This window comes from Pseudomonas shiyinii (genome assembly GCF_056725765.1).
On record NZ_CM161522.1, the window covers coordinates 5,055,170 to 5,069,423 of the forward strand.

The window sequence follows — 14,254 nt, forward strand, 5'->3', positions numbered from 1 at the left end:
CCGGGGGTTGTCGTGCCCATGAGCCGTATTCCGAAGGCCGAATATGCCCGTCGGCGCAAGGCGCTGATGGCGCAGATGGTCCCCAACAGCATCGCCATCCTGCCCGCCGCCGCGGTTGCCATCCGCAACCGCGACGTCGAGCATGTGTATCGCCAGGACAGCGACTTCCAGTACCTCAGCGGCTTCCCCGAGCCCGAGGCGGTGATCGCCCTGATTCCGGGGCGTGAACATGGCGAGTACGTGCTGTTCTGCCGCGAGCGCAACCCTGAGCGCGAACTGTGGGATGGCCTGCGTGCCGGCCAGGAAGGCGCGATCCGCGACTTTGGCGCGGACGATGCGTTTCCCATCACCGATATCGACGAGATCCTCCCGGGCCTGATCGAAGGCCGCGACCGGGTCTACACCGCCATGGGCAGCAACCCGGAGTTCGATCGCCGCCTGATGGAGTGGATCAACGTGATCCGCTCCAAGGCACGCCTGGGCGCCCAGCCACCGAACGAATTCGTTGCCCTGGATCATCTGCTGCACGACATGCGCCTGTATAAATCGGCGGCGGAGGTGAAGGTGATGCGCACGGCGGCGGAGATTTCCGCCCGCGCTCATGTGCGGGCCATGCAGGCCTGCCGGGCTGGGCTGCATGAGTTCAGCCTGGAAGCCGAACTCGACTACGAATTCCGCAAGGGCGGCGCGAAGATGCCGGCCTATGGCTCGATCGTCGCGGCGGGGCGTAACGCCTGTATCCTGCATTACCAGCAGAACGATGCGCCGCTCAAGGATGGCGACCTGGTGTTGATCGACGCGGGCTGCGAGATCGATTGCTATGCCAGCGACATCACCCGTACCTTCCCGGTCAGCGGGCGTTTCTCGCCGGAGCAGAAGGCCATCTACGAGTTGGTGCTCAAGGCCCAGGCGGCCGCCTTCGCCGAGATCGCCCCGGGCAAGCACTGGAACCACGCCCACGAGGCGACCGTGCGGGTCATCACCGAAGGGCTGGTGGAACTGGGGCTGCTCAAGGGTGATGTGCAGGCCCTGATCGACAGCGAGGCCCACCGTGCGTTCTACATGCATCGCGCCGGCCATTGGCTGGGCATGGATGTGCACGATGTGGGCGAATACAAGGTCGGTGGCCAATGGCGCGTGCTCGAGCCGGGCATGGCGCTGACGGTCGAGCCGGGTATCTACATTGCAGCCGACAACCCGAACGTCGCGAAGAAATGGCGCGGCATCGGCGTACGAATCGAGGATGACGTAGTGGTGACCAGGCAAGGCTGTGAAATCCTGACCAACGGTGTGCCGCGCACGGTCGCCGAGATCGAGGCGCTGATGGCTGACGCCCGCAGGGACGTGGCATGAACCGGGTCAACCTGGCGATCGTCGGTGGCGGCCTGGTCGGCGCCAGCCTGGCTCTGGCCTTGCAGGCAGGCGCCAAGGCACGGGGCTGGAAGATCCTGCTGATCGAACCCTTCGCCCCGGGCGACAGCTTCCAGCCCAGTTACGACGCCCGCTCCTCCGCGCTGTCCTACGGCACCCGGCAGATCTACGAACAGCTTGGCCTGTGGCAGGTCATCAGCCGCCGCGCCGAGCCCATCAGCCAGATCCAGGTGTCCGACCGTGGTCGCTTCGGCGCCACCCGCCTGGATGCCATCGAGGAAGGTGTACCAGCCCTCGGTTACGTGGTGGAGAACGCCTGGCTCGGCCAATGCCTGTGGCAGGGCCTGGATACCGAGGTGGTGAGCTGGCGCTGCCCGGCCGAGGTCAAGGCCCTGCAGGCGATCACCGGCGGCTATCGCCTGCAACTGGACGACGACACCAGCCTGGAGTGCGACCTGGCGGTGCTGGCCGACGGCGGCCGCTCCGGCCTGCGCGAGCAATTGGGCATCCATGTGCGCCGTACACCCTACGAGCAGAGCGCGCTGATCGCCAACATCACCCCGGGCGAGGCCCACCGCGGCCAGGCCTTCGAACGTTTCACCGAGCAGGGGCCGATGGCGCTGCTGCCCTTGCCGGAGAACCGCTGCGCGCTGGTCTGGACCCGCCAGGGGATGGATGCCCAGCGCCTGGCGGACATCGACGAACGCAGCTTCCTGCGCGAGCTGCAGGAAGCCTTCGGCTACCGCCTGGGCGCCCTGCGCCAGGTGGGCGCGCGGCATCTGTATCCGCTGGCGCTGGTCGAGGCCCAGGAGCAGGTACGCCCGCACCTGGTGGTGCTGGGCAACGCCGCCCATAGCCTGCACCCGATCGCCGGGCAAGGGTTCAACCTGTCCCTGCGTGACGTGCAGTCCCTGGCCGATGCCTTGCTGGCCGGGCCGCAGCAGCCCGGCGACCTGGCGACCCTGCAGGCCTACCACCAACGGCAACAGTTGGACCAGGCCCTGACCATCGGTTTCTCCGACCAGGTTACCCGGCTGTTCGGCAGCAGCCAGCCGCTGCTGGCTACCGGGCGCAACATCGGCCTGCTGGGGCTCGACCTGCTGCCGCCGGCCAAGCGCTGGTTCGCCCGCCAGGCCATGGGCCTGGGCACCCGACCCGATCCGCGGGGGCGGGCATGAGCCACTCACCTCGACTGGCCCGCAGGGCGCGCCTGCTGCGCTGGGTATTGAATCTCTACCCGCCTTACCTGGGCGCAGGCATCCGGGTGCAGCACATCAGCCCGGACATGCGCAGCATCAAGGTACGCATGAACCTGACCCGCTGGAACCGCAACTACGTCGGCACCCAGTTCGGCGGCAGCCTGTACTCGATGGTCGATCCGTTCTACATGTTGTTGCTGATCGAGCGGCTCGGGCGTGACTACATCGTCTGGGACAAGGCTGCCAGCATCGACTTCATCGCACCGGGCAAGGGCCCGGTATTCGCCGAGTTCCACGTCGATGACGCGTTGCTGGAAGACATTCGCCAGCAGACCGCCGGCGGCAAGAAGTACCTGCCCCGTTTGCAGGTCGATATCCGCGACGGCGCCGGCGAGCTGGTGGCGCGGGTCGATAAAACCCTTTATGTGCGGCTCAAGCCGCAAGCGAGGCAGGCGTAAGGCATGGAAATGCGCGCAGATCTGTTGATTGTCGGTGCCGGTATGGTCGGCAGCGCCCTGGCCCTGGCGCTGCACCACAGCGGCCTGGAAATCCTCCTGCTCGATGGCGGCCCGCTGTCGGTAAAACCCTTCGATGCCCAAGCGCCTTTCGAGCCGCGGGTCAGCGCCTTGTCGGCGGCCAGCCAGCGCATCCTCGAGCGCCTGGGGGCCTGGGAAGGCATCGCCGGTCGGCGTGTCTCGCCGTATTCGGACATGCACGTCTGGGACGGCAGCGGCACCGGGCAGATCCACTTCTCGGCGGCCAGCGTGCATGCTCAGGTGCTTGGCCACATCGTCGAGAACAGGGTGGTGCAAGACGGCCTGCTGGAGCGTTTGCACGACAGCGACGTGGGGCTGCTGCCCAATGCCCGGCTGGAGCAGATGCGCCGTTCCGGCGATGAGTGGCTGCTGACCCTGGCCGATGGCCGGCGCCTGCGCGCACCGCTGGTGGTGGCTGCCGACGGTGCCAACTCCGCGGTGCGCAAGCTGACCGGCTGCGAAACCCGTGAGTGGGATTACCTGCACCACGCCATCGTCACCAGTGTGCGCTGCAGCCAGGCGCACCAGGCCACGGCCTGGCAGCGCTTCACCGATGAAGGGCCGTTGGCGTTTCTGCCGCTGGATCGCGGAGACGGGCAGGTGTGGTGCTCGATCGTCTGGTCGACTACGCCGGAACAGGCTGACAAACTCATGGCGCTGGATGACGTGGCCTTCTGCGAAGCCTTGGGCCGCGCCTTCGAAGGGCGCCTGGGCGAGGTGCTGGGAGCCGACCCGCGGGTGTGCGTGCCGCTGCGCCAGCGTCATGCCAAGCGCTATGTCGACGAAGGGCTGGCGTTGATCGGCGACGCCGCCCATACCATCCACCCGCTGGCCGGGCAGGGCGTCAACCTGGGCTTCCTGGATGCCGCGGTGCTGGCCGAGGAGCTGGAGTGCGCCTGCAGGCGAGGTGAGCGGCTGGCGGACGTGAAGGTGCTGAGCCGCTTCGAGCGTCGGCGCATGCCGCACAACCTGGCGTTGATGGCGGCGATGGAAGGCTTCGAGCGCCTGTTCCAGGCCAACCCGCTGCCGCTGCGCTGGTTGCGCAACAGCGGGCTGAAACTGGTGGAACAGGTGCCGGAGGCCAAGGCGCTGTTCGTGCGCCAGGCGCTGGGGCTTTCCGGGGACCTGCCTGAGTTGGCGAAGGCCTGAGGGCCCAATCGCGGGACAAGCCCCACAGAAGTGCACACTGGGCCCTTTGGCAACATTCGGTAACGTCTGCGTAGGTGAGAGGCAAAATGGGATTCACTACCATTTGCACCTCCCAACTCAGCGAGGAATACCCGATGTTGCCACGCAAGCCCTTACTGGCCGCCCTGGCCCTGACCCTGTTCGGCGGCACCGCCCAGGCGGCGGACGAGGTGGTGGTGTATTCCTCGCGCATCGACGAGCTGATCAAGCCGGTGTTCGACGCCTACACCGCCAAGACCGGCGTGAAGATCAAGTTCATCACCGACAAGGAAGCCCCGCTGATGCAGCGCATCAAGGCCGAGGGCGAGAACGGTGTCGCCGACCTGCTGCTCACCGTCGATGCCGGCAACCTCTGGCAGGCTGAGCAGATGGGCATCCTGCAGCCGATCAAGTCGGACGTCATCGATAACAATATCCCGCCGCAGTACCGCGCCTCGTCCCATGACTGGACCGGCCTGAGCCTGCGCGCGCGGACCATCGCCTACTCCACCGACCGGGTCAAACCCGAGGAGCTGACCACCTACGAGGCCCTGGCCGACAAGCAGTGGGAAGGCCGCCTATGCCTGCGCACGGCGAAGAAGGTCTACAACCAGTCGCTGACCGCCACCCTGATCGAGACCCACGGCGAAGCCAAGACCGAGGAAATCATCAAGGGCTGGGTCAACAACCTGTCCACTGACGTGTTCTCCGACGACACCGCCGTGCTCCAGGCCATCGAGGCCGGCCAGTGCGACGTGGGCATCGTCAACACCTACTATTACGGCCGCCTGCACAAGGAAAAGCCCAGCCTGCCGGTCAAGCTGTTCTGGCCCAACCAAGGCGACCGTGGCGTGCACGTGAACCTCTCCGGTATCGGCCTGACCAAGCATGCGCCTCATCCGGAAGCCGCCAAGAAGCTGGTGGAATGGATGACCGGCGACGAAGCGCAAAAACTGTTCGCCGATATCAACCAGGAATTCCCAGCCAATCCGAAGGTCAAGCCATCGGCCGAAGTGGCGGCCTGGGGTAGCTTCAAGGCCGACAGCATCCCGGTGGAAGTGGCCGGCAAGCGCCAGGCCGAGGCCATCCGTTTGATGGACCGGGCTGGCTGGAACTAAGCGCCAGGCTTTATCCTTCTGGGCCATTGAAGCCCAATCGCGGGACAAGCCCGCTCCCACAGGGCCCGGTGCACACCCCTGTGGGAGCGGGCTTGTCCCGCGATGCGGTCGCCACGTATCGAGACTTCTGTTTTGTCCCACGCCCCCCAACGCCGCTGGTACCTTCCGGTTTCCCTGGTTGCCGCCCTGGTGCTGCTGCCCCTGAGCGTCCTGCTGCTGTCCTGGCAGTCGATCGACATGCAGATCTGGTCGCACCTGCTCGACACCCAGATGAGTCGCCTGCTGGGCAATACGCTCACGCTGGTGCTGGGCGTCGGTGCCGGTGTGACCGTGCTGGGCGTGAGCCTTGCCTGGCTCACCAGCCTGTGCGAGTTCCCTGGCCGGCGCTGGCTCGACTGGGCGCTGATGCTGCCTTTTGCCATTCCCGCCTATGTGCTGGCGTTCGTCTTCGTCGGCCTGCTGGACTTCGCAGGCCCGGTGCAGACGGCCCTGCGTGAGGTGTTCGGGCCCATGCGCCTGCCACGGGTGCGCTCCACCGGCGGGGTGGTCACGGTCTTGGTGCTGGTGTTCTATCCCTATGTCTACCTGCTGGCGCGCAGTGCGTTCCTGGCCCAGGGCAAAGGCCTGATGGAAGCGGCGCGGGTGCTGGGTCTGTCGCCGCTGCAGGCGTTCTGGCGGGTGGCCTTGCCCATGGCCCGGCCGGCCATTGGCGCGGGGATCGCCTTGGCACTGATGGAGACCCTGGCGGATTTCGGCGCTGTGGCCGTGTTCAATTTCGATACCTTCACCACCGCCATCTACAAGACCTGGTACGGGTTCTTCAGCCTTTCCAGCGCCGCGCAGCTGGCCAGCCTGCTGTTGCTGGTGGTGATGCTGGTGCTGTACGGCGAGCGTCGCGCCCGCGGTGCCTCCCGCAGCGCCAGCGAGCGCCCGCGGGGGCAGGCGCTCTACCACCTGCGTGGGGCCAAGGCGGCGGCGGCCACCGGGTGGTGCCTACTGGTGTTCGCCTGTGCCTTCGTCATCCCTGTATTGCAGCTGCTGGCGTGGTTCTGGCAGCGCGGTCGACATGACCTGGATGAACGCTATGTCGGGCTGGTCCTGCACACCCTCTACCTGGGCGGCATGGCCGCGCTGGTCACAGTCTGCGTGGCGCTGATGCTGGCGTTCGCCCGGCGCCAGGCGCCGACCGGTGGCATCCGCGCCGGGGTGGGCCTGGCCAACCTGGGGTATGCCTTGCCTGGCTCGGTACTGGCCGTGTCGATCATGCTGGCCTTCAGTTACCTGGACAACCAGCTGGTGGTGCCGCTTTCCCAATGGCTTGGGGGCGCGGGCAGGCCTTTGCTGCTGGGTAGCCTGTCGGCCTTGCTGTTGGCGTACCTGGTGCGCTTCATGGCCGTGGCCTATGGCCCGCTGGAAAGCAGCCTGGAGCGTATCCGGCCGTCGTTGCCGGAGGCCTCGCGTAGCTTGGGCGTGGGCGGTGCAGGGTTGTTTTTCAAGGTTTACCTGCCCTTGCTGGTTCCCGGCGCGCTGAGCGCCGCCTTGCTGGTATTCGTCGATGTGCTCAAGGAAATGCCGGCTACTCTGCTGATGCGACCGTTCGGCTGGGACACCTTGGCCGTGAGGGTGTTCGAGATGACCAGCGAGGGTGAATGGGCGCGGGCTTCGCTGCCTGCGTTGACGCTGGTCCTGGTCGGCCTGCTGCCGGTCATCGGTTTGATCCGGCGTTCGGCACGGCGCCCCGGCCATCGTCACTGAGGGTGCCAGGGCTCGTGCTTGCGGCTACAATGCGCGGCATTCGCTGCGGTGGGTCCTACAAGATCAGGTGATGAGCAAACGTCGCCGACCGCCGCCGCTTCGCCACGCCCGGAAGGAGAAACCCATGGGACAGCGTACGCCTCTGTATGACCTGCACCTGGCGCTTGGCGCCAAGATGGTCGATTTCGGTGGCTGGGACATGCCCCTGCACTATGGCTCGCAGGTCGAGGAGCACCACCAGGTGCGCAGTGACTGCGGGGTCTTCGATGTATCCCACATGACCGTGATCGATGTCGCCGGCGATGCGGCCACGCCTTGGCTGCAACGCCTGCTGGCCAACGACGTGGCTCGCCTGGATGGCCCCGGCAAGGCCTTGTACAGCCCGTTGCTCAATGCCGACGGCGGCGTCATCGACGACCTGATCGCCTACCGCACGGAAATCGGCTATCGCCTGGTGGCCAACGCTGCCACCCGCGACAAGGTCCTCACCTGGCTGCAGACGCAGAGCGCCGGTTTCGCCATCAACTTCGTCGAGCGCTCTGAGCTCGCAATCCTCGCCATCCAAGGCCCCCACGCCCGCGAGAAAGTCGCCCAACTGCTCAGTGCCCCGCGTGCTGCGCTGGTCCGTGAGCTGCGCCCGTTCGAAGGTGTTGCCGAAGGTGACTGGTTCATCGCCCGCACCGGTTACACCGGTGAAGACGGCCTGGAAATCATCTTCCCCGGGCAACAGGCCCCAGCCTTCTTCAATGACCTGGTCGGCGCGGGTATTGCGCCCAGCGGCCTGGGGGCGCGCGACACCCTGCGCCTGGAAGCCGGGATGAACCTCTACGGGCAGGATATCGACGAAACCCACACCCCCCTGACCTCCAACCTGGGCTGGAGCATCGCCTGGGAGCCGGCCGAGCGCGACTTCATCGGCCGGGCCGGCCTGCTCGCGGAAATCGAGCAGGGCGTGCAGGAAAAACTGGTCGGCCTGGTGCTGGAGGAACGTGGCGTGCTGCGGGCCCACCAGGTGGTGCGGGTTGCCGGGATTGGCGAAGGAGAGATCACCAGTGGTAGTTTCTCGCCTACGCTGAGCAAGTCCATTGCCTTGGCGCGCGTACCCATGGCCACGGGCGACCGTGCCGAAGTGGAGATCCGTGGCAAGTGGTACCCGGTGCGGGTGGTCAAGCCGACCTTCGTGCGCCATGGCAAGATCCTGATCTGAATACCCAATGGCGGGCCGACCGCTGACCCTAACGAGGAATACAAGACAATGAGCCAAATCCCCGCCGACCTGCGTTTTGCCGAGAGCCACGAGTGGGCTCGCCTGGAAGCCGACGGCAGCGTGACCGTAGGTATCAGCGACCATGCCCAGCAAGCCCTGGGTGACGTGGTGTTCGTCGAACTGGCAGAAGTGGGCAAGATGTTTGCCGCCGGCGACGCCGCGGGTGTGGTCGAGTCGGTCAAGGCCGCTTCGGACATCTATGCGCCGGTGGCCGGTGAAGTGACTGCGGTCAACGAAGAGCTGGCCGATAGCCCGGAGCTGCTCAACGAAGCGCCTTACGAGGCCTGGATCTTCAAGCTCAAGCCAAGCAACCCTGCCGAGCTGGACAAGCTGCTGGATGCTGCTGGCTACCAGGCTGCCATCGGCGAGTAAGCGTTCTTGCCATGCCTACCCATTGGCGGGTAAACCCGCTCCCACAGGATTGTGTCACCCCTGTGGGAGCGGATTTACCCGCCAATGCATGGAGTGGGTGAAGCAAGTTTTCCCGCAGCATCGGCAATCCCTTCCTAGACTTGTAAGTTTCCAAGAGAACGGGTCCAGGAAGAGATCGTCGCCATGTCCCAGTCGCCATCGCTGAGTCAACTGCAAGAGCTCAACCCCTTCCTGCGTCGTCACCTGGGGCCTGATGCCTCGGAGCAGAAGGCCATGCTCGACGCCCTGGGCGTCGCCAGCCGTGTCGAGCTGATCGAGCAGACCGTGCCACCCGGCATTCGCCTCGGGCGCCCACTCGACCTGCCGCCTGCGCTGGACGAACAGGCCGCCCTGGCCAAGCTCGCCGGCTATGCCGAGCAGAACCAGGTGTGGACCAGCCTGATCGGCATGGGCTACCACGCCACCCTCACGCCAACCGTCATCTTGCGCAACGTGCTGGAGAACCCTGGCTGGTACACCGCCTACACGCCCTACCAGCCGGAAATCGCCCAAGGGCGCCTGGAGGCGCTGCTGAACTTCCAGCAGATGGTCATCGACCTCACGGGCCTGGCCCTGGCCAACGCGTCGCTGCTCGACGAGGCCACCGCGGCAGCCGAGGCCATGGCGCTGGCCAAGCGGGTGGCCAAGAACAAGAGCAATGTCTTCTTCGCCGACGAGCACTGCCACCCGCAGACGCTCTCGGTGCTGCGCACGCGCGCCGAAGGCTTCGGCTTCGAGTTGATCGTCGACTCGGTGGACAACCTGGGCAAGCACCAGGTGTTCGGCGCCCTGCTGCAATACCCGGATACCCACGGTGAGATACGTGACCTGCGCCCGCTGATCGACCAATTGCACGGCCAGCATGCCCTGGCCTGCGTAGCCGCGGACATCCTCAGCCTGGTGGTGCTCACGCCGCCCGGCGAGCTGGGCGCCGATGTGGTGCTGGGCTCGACCCAACGCTTTGGCGTGCCTATGGGCTATGGCGGCCCCCATGCCGCCTATTTTGCCTGCCGTGACGAATTCAAGCGGGCCATGCCTGGGCGCATCATTGGTGTGTCGCGCGACGCCCGGGGCAACACCGCCCTGCGCATGGCCTTGCAGACCCGCGAGCAGCACATCCGCCGCGAGAAGGCCAACTCGAACATCTGCACGGCCCAGGTGCTGTTGGCCAATATCGCCGGTTTCTATGCCGTCTATCACGGCCCGGAGGGGCTGCGGCGCATTGCCCAGCGGGTGCATAGGCTGACCTTCATCCTGGCCGCAGGCCTACAAGCCAAAGGCATCAAGCGCCTGAACCAGCACTTCTTCGATACCCTGACCCTCGAGGTCGGTGGCGCCCAGGCGGCGATCATCGAGAGCGCCGAGGATGCACGCATCAACCTGCGGATTCTCGGGCGTGGGCATCTGGGCGTGAGCCTGGACGAAACCTGCACCGAGGCCACGGTGCTGCGCCTGTTCGATATCTTCCTGGGCGTCGACCACGGCCTGAGCATCGCCGAGCTGGATGGCCAGGCCCTGCCCGAAGGCATCCCAGGCGCACTGGTGCGGCGCACGCCGTTGCTCACCCACCCGGTGTTCAACTTGCACCACAGCGAAACCGAGATGCTGCGCTACCTCAAGCAGCTGGAGAACAAAGATCTGGCGCTGAACCAGTCGATGATCCCGCTGGGTTCCTGCACCATGAAGCTCAACGCCACCAGTGAGATGATCCCCATCACCTGGCCTGGCTTCGCCCTGTTGCACCCGTTCGTTCCAGCGGCCCAGGCCCAGGGCTACAAGGCCATGATCGACGAACTGGAAAGCTGGTTGTGCGCCATCACCGGCTTCGATGCGATCTGCATGCAGCCCAATTCCGGCGCCCAGGGCGAATATGCCGGCCTGATGGCGATCACCCGCTACCACCACAGCCGGCACCAACCGCAGCGAACCTTGTGCCTGATTCCTTCGTCTGCCCACGGCACCAACCCGGCCTCGGCACAGATGGCCGGCATGGAGGTGGTGATCGTCGAGTGCGACGATGCTGGCAACGTCGACCTCGACGACCTCAAGGCCAAGGCCCGTGAGGCCGGCACGCGGCTGTCATGCCTGATGATCACCTACCCCTCGACACACGGGGTATACGAGGAAGGTATCCGCGAGATCTGCGACGTGATCCACCAGCACGGTGGCCAGGTGTACATGGATGGCGCCAACCTCAACGCCCAGGTCGGCCTGGCGCGGCCGGCGGACATCGGTGCCGACGTCTCGCACATGAACCTGCACAAGACGTTCTGCATCCCTCACGGCGGTGGCGGTCCGGGCATGGGGCCGATCGGCGTGCGCGCGCACCTGAAACCGTTCGTTGCCAGCCATCCGGTGGTGCCGGTACCAGGGCTCGATCCGAACAACAGTGCCGTCAGCGCAGCCCCGTGGGGCAGTGCCAGTATCCTGCCGATCAGTTGGATGTACATCGCCATGATGGGGCCACAACTGGCCGACGCCAGCGAGGTGGCGATTCTTTCGGCCAACTACCTGGCCCGCCGGCTCGAAGGGACCTTCCCGGTGCTCTACCGTGGGCGCAACGAACGCGTGGCCCATGAGTGCATCCTCGACCTGCGCCCGCTCAAGGCCTTGACCGGCATCACTGAGGAGGATGTGGCCAAGCGCCTGATGGACTACGGCTTCCACGCACCGACCATGTCGTTCCCGGTGCCAGGCACGCTGATGGTCGAACCGACGGAGAGCGAATCCAAGGCCGAGCTGGACCGTTTCGTCGAGGCGATGCTGGCGATTCGTGCGGAAATAGACCAAGTGCAGGAGGGCAACTGGCCGGCCGATGACAACCCGCTCAAGCATGCGCCGCATACCTTGGCCGATGTATTGGCGCCATGGACGCGACCGTACAGCCTGGAGCAGGCGGTTGCCCCCAGTGCCCACGTTCGGCAGCACAAGTACTGGCCGGCGGTGAACCGGGTCGACAACGTGTATGGCGACAGGAACCTGTTTTGCGCGTGTGTGCCGGTGGAGGCGTACCGGTGAGGCGGGTCGGGCCGTGTCGGCTGCAGTGAGGCTGCTGCGCAGCCTATCGCCGGCAAGCCGGCTCCCACAGGTACGGCGGTGTCTCTGAAAACAGCGCAGGACAGGTGGGAGCCGGCTTGCCGGCGATAAGGCCGGGGCAAGCAACGCAAGACAGTTGCCCCTACAGCTACGGTGCTGCCTTCAAGGTTGTGCGGGCGCCGGTTTGCTCCGCGATGGCGCGTTATTCGACGACGGCGTTCTTGGCCAGGATCGCGTTGGCCAGTTCCATGTCGCTCGCCTTCATGCCTGGGTTGTCGGCGCGCACCTTGCGGATCGCAGCTTCCAGGTAAGGGCCGCGGATTGCACCTTCGCTGGCAACGAAGCTGCCGGCGTCGTCCTGGGCGGCCAGGACCATCTTGTGGTCGGCTGAGGTCAAGTAGCTCGATGCGGTGGTCGCGCCGGAAGAAATGACGTTGCGCCAGAAGGTTTCATCATCGGCCATGGCGGAGCCGAGGGGCAGCGAGAGCAGGGCAGCGGCTGCGATGGCGGTTTTGAGACGCATGATGCATTCACCTCGAATGGTGAGGGTTGTGGGATGGCCGCTTTGATCTTGCCCAGGTGACGCAAGTTCCCTGAATACAAGGGTTTTTTCCTCAGGAGCAGACGCGTAGCACCTCCGTCAGGCTGGTTATGCCGGCATCGACTTTCGCCTCGCCGCAACGACGCAGATCCTGCAGCCCTTCGGCAAGCGCCTGTTGTCGCAAGGCCGCCAGGTCGCAGCCCGGGCCGATGCTGGCACGCAGCTGCGCACTGGGCGCCAACAGTTCGAACAGGCCCGTGCGACCGTGGTACCCGGTACCGCGGCAGGTGCGGCAGGTGCGGCAGGGCAGAGTTTCGTGGGCCGCTGCACCCCGGCAGTCGACACACAGTGTGCGTACCAGGCGCTGGGCCATGACACCGAGCAGCGTGGCCTTGATCAGGTAGTCGGCCACGCCTAGCTCTTGCAGACGGGTGATGGCGCTGCAGGCGTCGTCGGTGTGCAGCGTGGAAAGCACCAGGTGTCCGGTCAGTGCGGCCTGGACCGCGACCTGTGCGGTTTCCCGATCACGGATCTCGCCGACCATGATGATGTCCGGGTCCTGGCGCAGCAGGGCCCGCACGCCGTTGGCAAAGCCCAGATCCAGGCCTGGCTGGACCTGCAACTGGTTGAACGCCGGCTCCAGGCGCTCGATAGGGTCTTCGATGGTGCACAGGTTGACCTGGGGCGTGGCCAGTTGCCGAAGGCTGGCGTAGAGCGTGCTGGTCTTGCCCGAGCCGGTGGGGCCGGTGACCAGCAGGATCCCCTGGCGGTGGCCGAGCAGGGCTTGCCACTGCCGCAGTTGCTCGCCCTCCAAGCCCAGGCGGTCGAAGTCCTGGTGCAACTGCTGCGGGTCGAACAGGCGCAGCACGAGTTTCTCGCCGAAGGGTGTGGGCAAGGTGGACAGGCGCAGCTCCACTTCGCCACCACTGGGCAGGCGGCTTTTCAGACGGCCGTCCTGGGGGCGGCGTTTTTCTGCGACGTCCATTCGCCCCAGGTGCTTCAGGCGGCTGACCAAGGCCAGGGTGACACCTGCAGGAAAGGCATAGACCCTATGCAGCAGGCCGTCGATGCGATACCGCAGCTGCCCCTGCTCGCGGCGCGGCTCGAGGTGGATATCGCTGGCCCTTTGCTCGATGGCGTACTGCAGCATCCAGTCGACGATATGCACGATATGCGCATCGTCGGCACTGGCTTCGGTATGGCGCTGGCCCAGTTCGAGCAACTGTTCCAGCTCTCCCAGGCCGGTGGGCTGCTGGTGCTGGGCGCCTTGGACCGAATGGGCCAGGCGAAAGAAGGTCTGGGCCAGCTGACGGATCTGCACCGGGCTTGCCAGTACCCGCCGCACCGGCTTGCCCAGGCTTCGGGTGAGGTCTGCCTCCCATTCGCGTTGGTAGGGCTGGGCGCTTGCCACCGTGACGCCGTTGTCGTCCACGGCCACGGCAAGGATGCCATGGCGCTGGGCGAAAGCCGGGGACATCAACCCGCTGACCTTCTGCACGTCGACCTGCAGTGGGTCGATGCGCAGGAAGGGTTGCCTGACCTTGTGGGCGAGCCATTGGCAAAGAGTGTCCAGGTCCAGGGGCCTGCCTGGGCGCTGGCGGTCCTCCAGGGCCAGGCTGGCGATGCGTTCCAGTGGATGGATGCTTGGCTGGCTGTTGGCCTGTTCGAGGACGCGCAGGGTGTCGCTGGCGTCCAGGCGCTGGTCGAGCAGCAGGGTATCGAGCAGCCGGCCCAAGTCGAGGGCATGGGTATCGTCAGTGTGCATGCTTGGCTTCCTTGCCAGGTAGGTCGGTGCTGGTAAGGCTAGCCGGCCTGACAAGGTGCAGGCGGAGCAAAGGGTTTCGGAATCTTGC

11 protein-coding genes are annotated in these 14,254 nt (G+C 65.8%); 9 read left to right on the forward strand and 2 right to left on the reverse strand.

Features of this window, described 5'->3' with window-relative positions; translation table 11 throughout:
* The first annotated feature begins 18 nt into the window (after nt 1–18).
* From pepP to gcvP, 9 genes are all read left to right on the forward strand, one after another.
* Complete coding sequence (gene pepP / locus ACXHGZ_RS22880) at nt 19–1,353, forward strand: Xaa-Pro aminopeptidase (protein WP_084856562.1); 1,335 nt, start codon at nt 19–21, stop codon at nt 1,351–1,353.
* Nucleotides 1,350–2,549: a 2-octaprenyl-6-methoxyphenyl hydroxylase gene (gene ubiH / locus ACXHGZ_RS22885; RefSeq protein WP_480461711.1), complete on the forward strand. Its 1,200-nt coding sequence runs from the start codon at nt 1,350–1,352 to the stop codon at nt 2,547–2,549. Before pepP ends, ubiH begins: the two co-directional genes overlap by 4 nt.
* On the forward strand, nt 2,546–3,028 hold the full coding sequence (locus ACXHGZ_RS22890) for a DUF4442 domain-containing protein (RefSeq protein ID WP_224457598.1): 483 nt from the start codon (nt 2,546–2,548) through the stop codon (nt 3,026–3,028). The genes ubiH and ACXHGZ_RS22890 overlap by 4 nt, the downstream gene beginning before the upstream one ends.
* Before the next feature lie 9 nt (nt 3,029–3,037).
* Nucleotides 3,038–4,255 (forward strand): 2-octaprenyl-3-methyl-6-methoxy-1,4-benzoquinol hydroxylase, encoded by a 1,218-nt coding sequence (locus ACXHGZ_RS22895; protein WP_480464118.1) that lies wholly within the window; start codon nt 3,038–3,040, stop codon nt 4,253–4,255.
* 134 nt (nt 4,256–4,389) lie between these two features.
* On the forward strand, nt 4,390–5,391 hold the full coding sequence (locus ACXHGZ_RS22900) for an extracellular solute-binding protein (protein ID WP_480461713.1): 1,002 nt from the start codon (nt 4,390–4,392) through the stop codon (nt 5,389–5,391).
* Between the two features lie 102 nt (nt 5,392–5,493).
* Nucleotides 5,494–7,146 carry an ABC transporter permease gene (locus tag ACXHGZ_RS22905; protein WP_416768088.1) on the forward strand — a complete coding sequence of 551 codons (1,653 nt, stop codon included), beginning with the start codon at nt 5,494–5,496 and terminating at the stop codon, nt 7,144–7,146.
* A 124-nt stretch (nt 7,147–7,270) separates the two neighbouring features.
* Nucleotides 7,271–8,353 carry a glycine cleavage system aminomethyltransferase GcvT gene (gene gcvT / locus ACXHGZ_RS22910; RefSeq protein WP_480461715.1) on the forward strand — a complete coding sequence of 361 codons (1,083 nt, stop codon included), beginning with the start codon at nt 7,271–7,273 and terminating at the stop codon, nt 8,351–8,353.
* Between the two features lie 48 nt (nt 8,354–8,401).
* The gene (gcvH, locus tag ACXHGZ_RS22915) at nt 8,402–8,785 is read left to right on the forward strand and encodes a glycine cleavage system protein GcvH (RefSeq protein WP_480461716.1); all 384 of its coding nucleotides are present in this window, start codon (nt 8,402–8,404) and stop codon (nt 8,783–8,785) included.
* 183 nt (nt 8,786–8,968) lie between these two features.
* Complete coding sequence (gene gcvP, locus ACXHGZ_RS22920) at nt 8,969–11,842, forward strand: aminomethyl-transferring glycine dehydrogenase (RefSeq protein ID WP_480461718.1); 2,874 nt, start codon at nt 8,969–8,971, stop codon at nt 11,840–11,842.
* A 220-nt stretch (nt 11,843–12,062) separates the two neighbouring features.
* Here the strand turns inward: gcvP and ACXHGZ_RS22925 are convergent, their stop codons facing one another.
* Nucleotides 12,063–12,383 (reverse strand): DUF2388 domain-containing protein, encoded by a 321-nt coding sequence (locus tag ACXHGZ_RS22925; RefSeq protein WP_224457603.1) that lies wholly within the window; start codon nt 12,381–12,383, stop codon nt 12,063–12,065.
* Nucleotides 12,384–12,474: 91 nt separating this feature from the next.
* The gene (locus tag ACXHGZ_RS22930; RefSeq protein WP_480461720.1) at nt 12,475–14,166 is read right to left on the reverse strand and encodes a GspE/PulE family protein; all 1,692 of its coding nucleotides are present in this window, start codon (nt 14,164–14,166) and stop codon (nt 12,475–12,477) included.
* Between the last annotated feature and the right edge of the window lie 88 nt (nt 14,167–14,254).